General features: G+C 46.1%; 4 protein-coding genes and 3 pseudogenes. 1 reads left to right on the forward strand and 6 read right to left on the reverse strand.

Features of this window, described 5'->3' with window-relative positions; all coding sequences use genetic code 11:
- Positions 1 to 267, forward strand: a 267-nt coding sequence (locus RMO84_RS06635; protein ID WP_310487685.1) for a GNAT family N-acetyltransferase, incomplete at its 5' end; no start/stop codon positions are given.
- An 81-nt stretch (positions 268 to 348) separates the two neighbouring features.
- Here the strand turns inward: RMO84_RS06635 and RMO84_RS06640 are convergent.
- From RMO84_RS06640 to psaA, 6 genes and pseudogenes are all read right to left on the reverse strand, one after another.
- Positions 349 to 678 (reverse strand): hypothetical protein, encoded by a 330-nt coding sequence (locus tag RMO84_RS06640; RefSeq protein ID WP_310487686.1) that lies wholly within the window; start codon positions 676 to 678, stop codon positions 349 to 351.
- Between the two features lie 234 nt (positions 679 to 912).
- Positions 913 to 1,023: pseudogene (locus RMO84_RS21305) on the reverse strand (hypothetical protein); the annotation flags it as partial.
- Between the two features lie 51 nt (positions 1,024 to 1,074).
- On the reverse strand, positions 1,075 to 1,284 hold the full coding sequence (locus tag RMO84_RS06645) for a type II toxin-antitoxin system HicB family antitoxin (protein WP_310487687.1): 210 nt from the start codon (positions 1,282 to 1,284) through the stop codon (positions 1,075 to 1,077).
- A 71-nt stretch (positions 1,285 to 1,355) separates the two neighbouring features.
- A pseudogene (locus RMO84_RS06650) lies at positions 1,356 to 1,538 on the reverse strand (type II toxin-antitoxin system HicA family toxin); the annotation flags it as partial.
- Between the two features lie 116 nt (positions 1,539 to 1,654).
- Positions 1,655 to 3,856 (reverse strand): photosystem I core protein PsaB, encoded by a 2,202-nt coding sequence (psaB, locus tag RMO84_RS06655; RefSeq protein ID WP_310487689.1) that lies wholly within the window; start codon positions 3,854 to 3,856, stop codon positions 1,655 to 1,657.
- Positions 3,857 to 4,055: 199 nt separating this feature from the next.
- Positions 4,056 to 4,812, reverse strand: a pseudogene (gene psaA, locus RMO84_RS06660) (photosystem I core protein PsaA); the annotation flags it as partial.

The following is a 4,812-nucleotide window of genomic DNA, read 5'->3' on the forward strand; positions in this document are numbered from 1 at the left end:
ATTGTTGGTGTCAATCTCATTGGCAGATTGGCAGTATCGAATGATTATCGAGGCTATGGGTGGGGAAAATTATTAATTATGGATGCTCTACATCGCAGTCTGCGCATTAGTAAAGCGACTGCTTCTTTTGCTGTAGTTGTAGATGCGATCGATGCGGAAGCGGTCAAGTTTTATCAAAGATTTGATTTTCAAGCTTTTCCCGATCGAAAACTTAAACTATTCCGTACCATGTCAAATATCGAGAAAGCTTTCGATTTAAAGTCCTAAAATATATCTAATTTTCAGATATAGTTTGTCTAAAATATGTATGGTGGGCTGTACCTACCATACATATTTTAACGAACCTTGTTAGAAGGTACTTGCCTTTGTGAATTCGACGCGACCGCCTTCAAATATTATGGCTGCATAACAATTAATAAGGCTGTTTAATATTTTTGTGTATTTTAATTCACTAACAGATGATAATACGTCATCAATATTAAAAGCTGTTTTTGTGAATTTCTTTAGTTCTCCAATAACACCCTCGTCTATGTGCGTAACTGAAAATTCTAAAAATGGCTTATAGATAGAATCTTGCGTCGCAAATCTATTAGGTTTTGCCTTGGTATAGTCAAAAGTGTATTCGGCTACTAAATCATCTTTATCATTTGGAGCTGGATTAGAATGAGGTGTTTTCATAATCTTCTCGTTCTCTTTGAGTCGTTAGACTGTCTAATAATATACCGCCTGAACTATGATTTGACAGATTAACAGATAGACTAAGATTACAGGATATTAGCTCATCATAATCGATCGGTCAATCATTTTAATCATAGTTCAGACTATAAAGGGTTAATTACAATTGGAGCCTAAAAATCCCCCGCCACTAAGTGACGAGGGATTCTTTTAACTAATGATAACTTCAGAAATTAACTATCCGAACTTACCAGCAATAGAAGCAATTAAGAAGGCTGCATAGGTGAGGATATAGCCGATTATGAAGTGAGCTATACCAACGACAATGCGACCTTGAACGATCGACATCCTCCGATAGCCGATGTTAGTAATTTCTAACAGTTGTTAAGTTTAGGCTAACTACGCAGCTTCAATATATTCACAAATAGTTGTTGATGCTGGAATTGGTAGTCCTTCCAATTGCAAGCCTTCGAGATGAAAAGAGATAGCAGCTTGGATTTGTGCCGATACTTCCTCAACGGTCGCACCCGTGGCAATACAACCTGGCAGATCGGGTACATATGCAGAATAGTTCGTTGGCGTCTGCTCGATAATTGTGGCGTAACGCATTATTCGGAGTCCTCCAAATGGTCTGTTTCAGTAATTTCCGACTCTGGGTTGGCTTCTTCAATCTTACTCGTTTTCAGCCCTGCCTGTTTCAAAATGCTATTTGCCGTTCCGGTTGCCAAATCTTCTGAGAATTTACCTGCGATCGTTACTAGACCAGATTTAATTGGATGTTTATACTGTCGATGACTACCACGAGTTCTCACTAGATACCAACCATCACTTTCAATTATCGCGATCGCTTCTTTGACCTTCATGAATATTGTCGGTGCGTAAAAAACAAACTAAATCAGATTGCCCAATTTTATATTGAAAATCCCCCGCCACTAGGTGACGAGGGATTCTATTTAACTAATGATAAATTCAGAACTAACTATCCAAACTTACCAGCAGTAGAGGCAATTAAGAAGGCGGCGTAGGTGAGGATATAGCCGACTGTGAAGTGAGCTAGACCGACAACCCGACCTTGAACGATCGACATTGCAACAGGCTTGTCTTTCCAACGAACCAAGTTCGCAAGAGGAGTCCGCTCGTGTGCCCAGACAACCGTTTCGATCAACTCTTGCCAGTAACCACGCCAGCTAATTAAGAACATAAAGCCAGTTGCCCAGACGAGGTGTCCGAAGAGGAACATCCATGCCCATACAGACAAGTTATTCATCCCGTAAGGGTTGTAGCCGTTAATTAACTGAGAGGAGTTCTGCCAGAGGTAATCGCGTAACCAACCCATTAGATAAGTCGAGGACTCATTGAATTGCGCTACGTTACCTTGCCAAATTCCTAAGTGTTTCCAGTGCCAGTAGAATGTTACCCACCCTAAGGTGTTGAGCATCCAGAACATCGCTAGGTAGAAGGAATCCCAACCAGAGATGTCACAAGTACCACCACGACCAGGACCATCGCAAGGGAAGGCATAGCCGAAGTCTTTCTTGTCGGGCATTAATTTGGAACCACGGGCATCCAGCGCACCTTTGACCAAGATCAAGGTGGTGGTGTGGAGTCCAAGTGCGATCGCGTGGTGAACTAAGAAGTCACCAGGGCCAATCGTCAAGAACAAGGAGTTCGTACCGGAGTTGATTGCCTCTAACCAGCCAGGCAGATATGCTGCGCTGGAAGTGGAAGCTAAACTATCGGCATTTGAAAGGAGAGTATCAAAACCGTAGAGTAATTTACCGTGGCTGCTTTGAACGAACTGGGCAAATACTGGTTCGATTAAGATTTGCTTCTCAGGCGTACCGAAGGCAACTACAACGTCATTATGCACGTAGAGGCCGAGGGTATGGAAACCTAAGAACAGCGACACCCAGCTCAAGTGAGAGATGATCGCTTCTTTGTGCTCTAACATCCGCGAGAGCACGTTGTTCCGGTTTTGATCTGGATCGTAGTCACGCACCCAGAAAATCGCACCGTGAGCGAAAGCACCAACCATCAAGAACCCAGCAATATACTGGTGGTGGGTGTATAGCGAAGCTTGGGTGGTAAAGTCCTGCGCCAAGAACGCATAAGGCGGCATGGAGTACATGTGTTGAGCCACTAAAGAAGTGATCACACCTAACGAAGCCAATGCCAACCCGAGTTGGAAGTGAAGGGAGTTGTTGATGGTATCATAAAGACCTTTATGACCATCGCCCAGTCTGCCTCCGGGTGGTTTGTGAGCATTGAGGATATCCTTAATGCTGTGACCGATGCCGAAGTTGGTGCGATACATGTGCCCAGCAACGATAAAGATTACCGCGATCGCTAGGTGATGGTGCGCCATATCAGTCAACCACAAGGATTGAGTCTGAGGATGGAAACCACCCAAGAAAGTCAAGATTGCTGTCCCAGAACCTTGGGCTGTGCCAAACATCTGTTGAGCTGTATCCGGATTTTCTGCATATACGCCCCAATTACCCGTAAAGAAGGGGGTTAACCCGGCTGGGTGGGGAAGAGTACTGGTGAAATTGTCCCAACCAACGTGCTGGCCGCGAGATTCGGGGATGGCAACGTGAACTAAGTGACCCGTCCAAGCTAGAGAACTGACCCCAAACAAACCAGATAAATGGTGATTGAGACGAGACTCAGCATTCTTGAACCAAGACAGGCTGGGACGGAATTTGGGTTGCAAATGCAGCCAACCAGCAAACAGCATGACTGAAGCGAGGAGGAGCAAGAAGATCGACCCCATATACAAGTCATCATTTGTCCGCATCCCGATCGTGTACCACCATTGGTAAACGCCAGAATAAGCGATGTTGACTGGATTGGTTGCGCCACCTTGAGTGAAAGCATCAACAGCGGGCTGCCCAAAATGGGGATCCCAGATTGCATGTGCGATCGGACTGACGTTGAGTGGATCTTTGATCCACTGCTCGAAGTTGCCTTGCCAAGCTACGTGGAACTGGTTGCCAGAAGCCCAGAGGAAGATGATGCCCAGGTGACCGAAGTGAGTTGCGAAAATCTTTTGGTAAAGATTTTCCTCCGTCATGCCATCGTGGCTTTCAAAGTCGTGTGCCGTGGCAATCCCGTACCAGAGCCGCCGAGTGGTCGGATCTTGTGCGAGGTCTTGGCTAAATTTGGGGAATTTAGTTGCCATAGTTTTCTTATCGGATTTCCTCGCGGACAGGCGAGATGATTACAGTAGAGATGATGCTAACTGTAACCATCTCGTGTGGCATTGATTAGCATCATGTTTAGTGATGGTGCCGAACCTGGAAATCCAGATTCGATCGATAGCTGTTGGCAGTTTTTTTAATTTGTTTGCCAACAGCTATCACAAAAGACGTCTTGCCTCGTTAGCCAATCGCGATCGATCGAGCTAAGAAGAATGCCCAGGTTGTCGCAATCCCGCCAAGGAGATAGTGAGCGACTCCCACAGCCCGACCCTGAATAATGCTCAGAGCGCGAGGCTGAATTGCTGGCCCAAAGTTGAGCTTGTTGTGCGCCCAAACGATCGACTCGATTAGTTCTTGCCAGTAGCCGCGACCGCTAAACAGGAACATTAAACTAAATGCCCAGATAAAGTGTGCGCCTAGGAAGATCAGACCGTAAGCAGATAAGGCCGTACCGTAAGAGTTGATGACTTGCGAAGCTTGCGCCCACAAGAAGTCACGCAACCAACCGTTAATGTTGATCGCACTAGCAGCGAAGTTACCGCCAGTAATGTGAGACACGGTACCGTCAGGTGCCACTGTCCCCCAGACATCCGACTGCATTTTCCAGCTAAAGTGGAAAATCACAATCGAGATGGAGTTATACATCCAGAACAGACCGAGGAAGACGTGATCCCAACCAGAAACTTGGCAAGTACCACCCCGACCGGGGCCATCGCAGGGGAAGCGGAAGCCCAAATTAGCTTTATCGGGGATTAACCGCGAGCTACGGGCAAACAAGACACCTTTGAGGAGAATTAACACGGTGACGTGAATGGTGAAAGCGTGGATATGGTGAACCATAAAGTCCGCCGTACCTAAGGCGATCGGCATCATTGCCACTTTGCCACCGACAGCGAGCGTGTCGCCACCGAAAGCGAGACTGGCAGTATTCAGTGCA

It is taken from the genome of Chamaesiphon sp. VAR_69_metabat_338 (assembly GCF_031423935.1).
Taxonomy (GTDB): domain Bacteria; phylum Cyanobacteriota; class Cyanobacteriia; order Cyanobacteriales; family Chamaesiphonaceae; genus Chamaesiphon.

Excerpts from the sequence above, each read along its gene's own strand:
- RMO84_RS06640 (WP_310487686.1), bottom strand. The coding sequence starts at position 678 with ATGAAAACACCTCATTCTAATCCAGCTCCAAATGATAAAGATGATTTA.
- RMO84_RS06645 (WP_310487687.1), bottom strand. The coding sequence starts at position 1,284 with ATGCGTTACGCCACAATTATCGAGCAGACGCCAACGAACTATTCTGCA.
- psaB (WP_310487689.1), bottom strand. The coding sequence starts at position 3,856 with ATGGCAACTAAATTCCCCAAATTTAGCCAAGACCTCGCACAAGATCCG.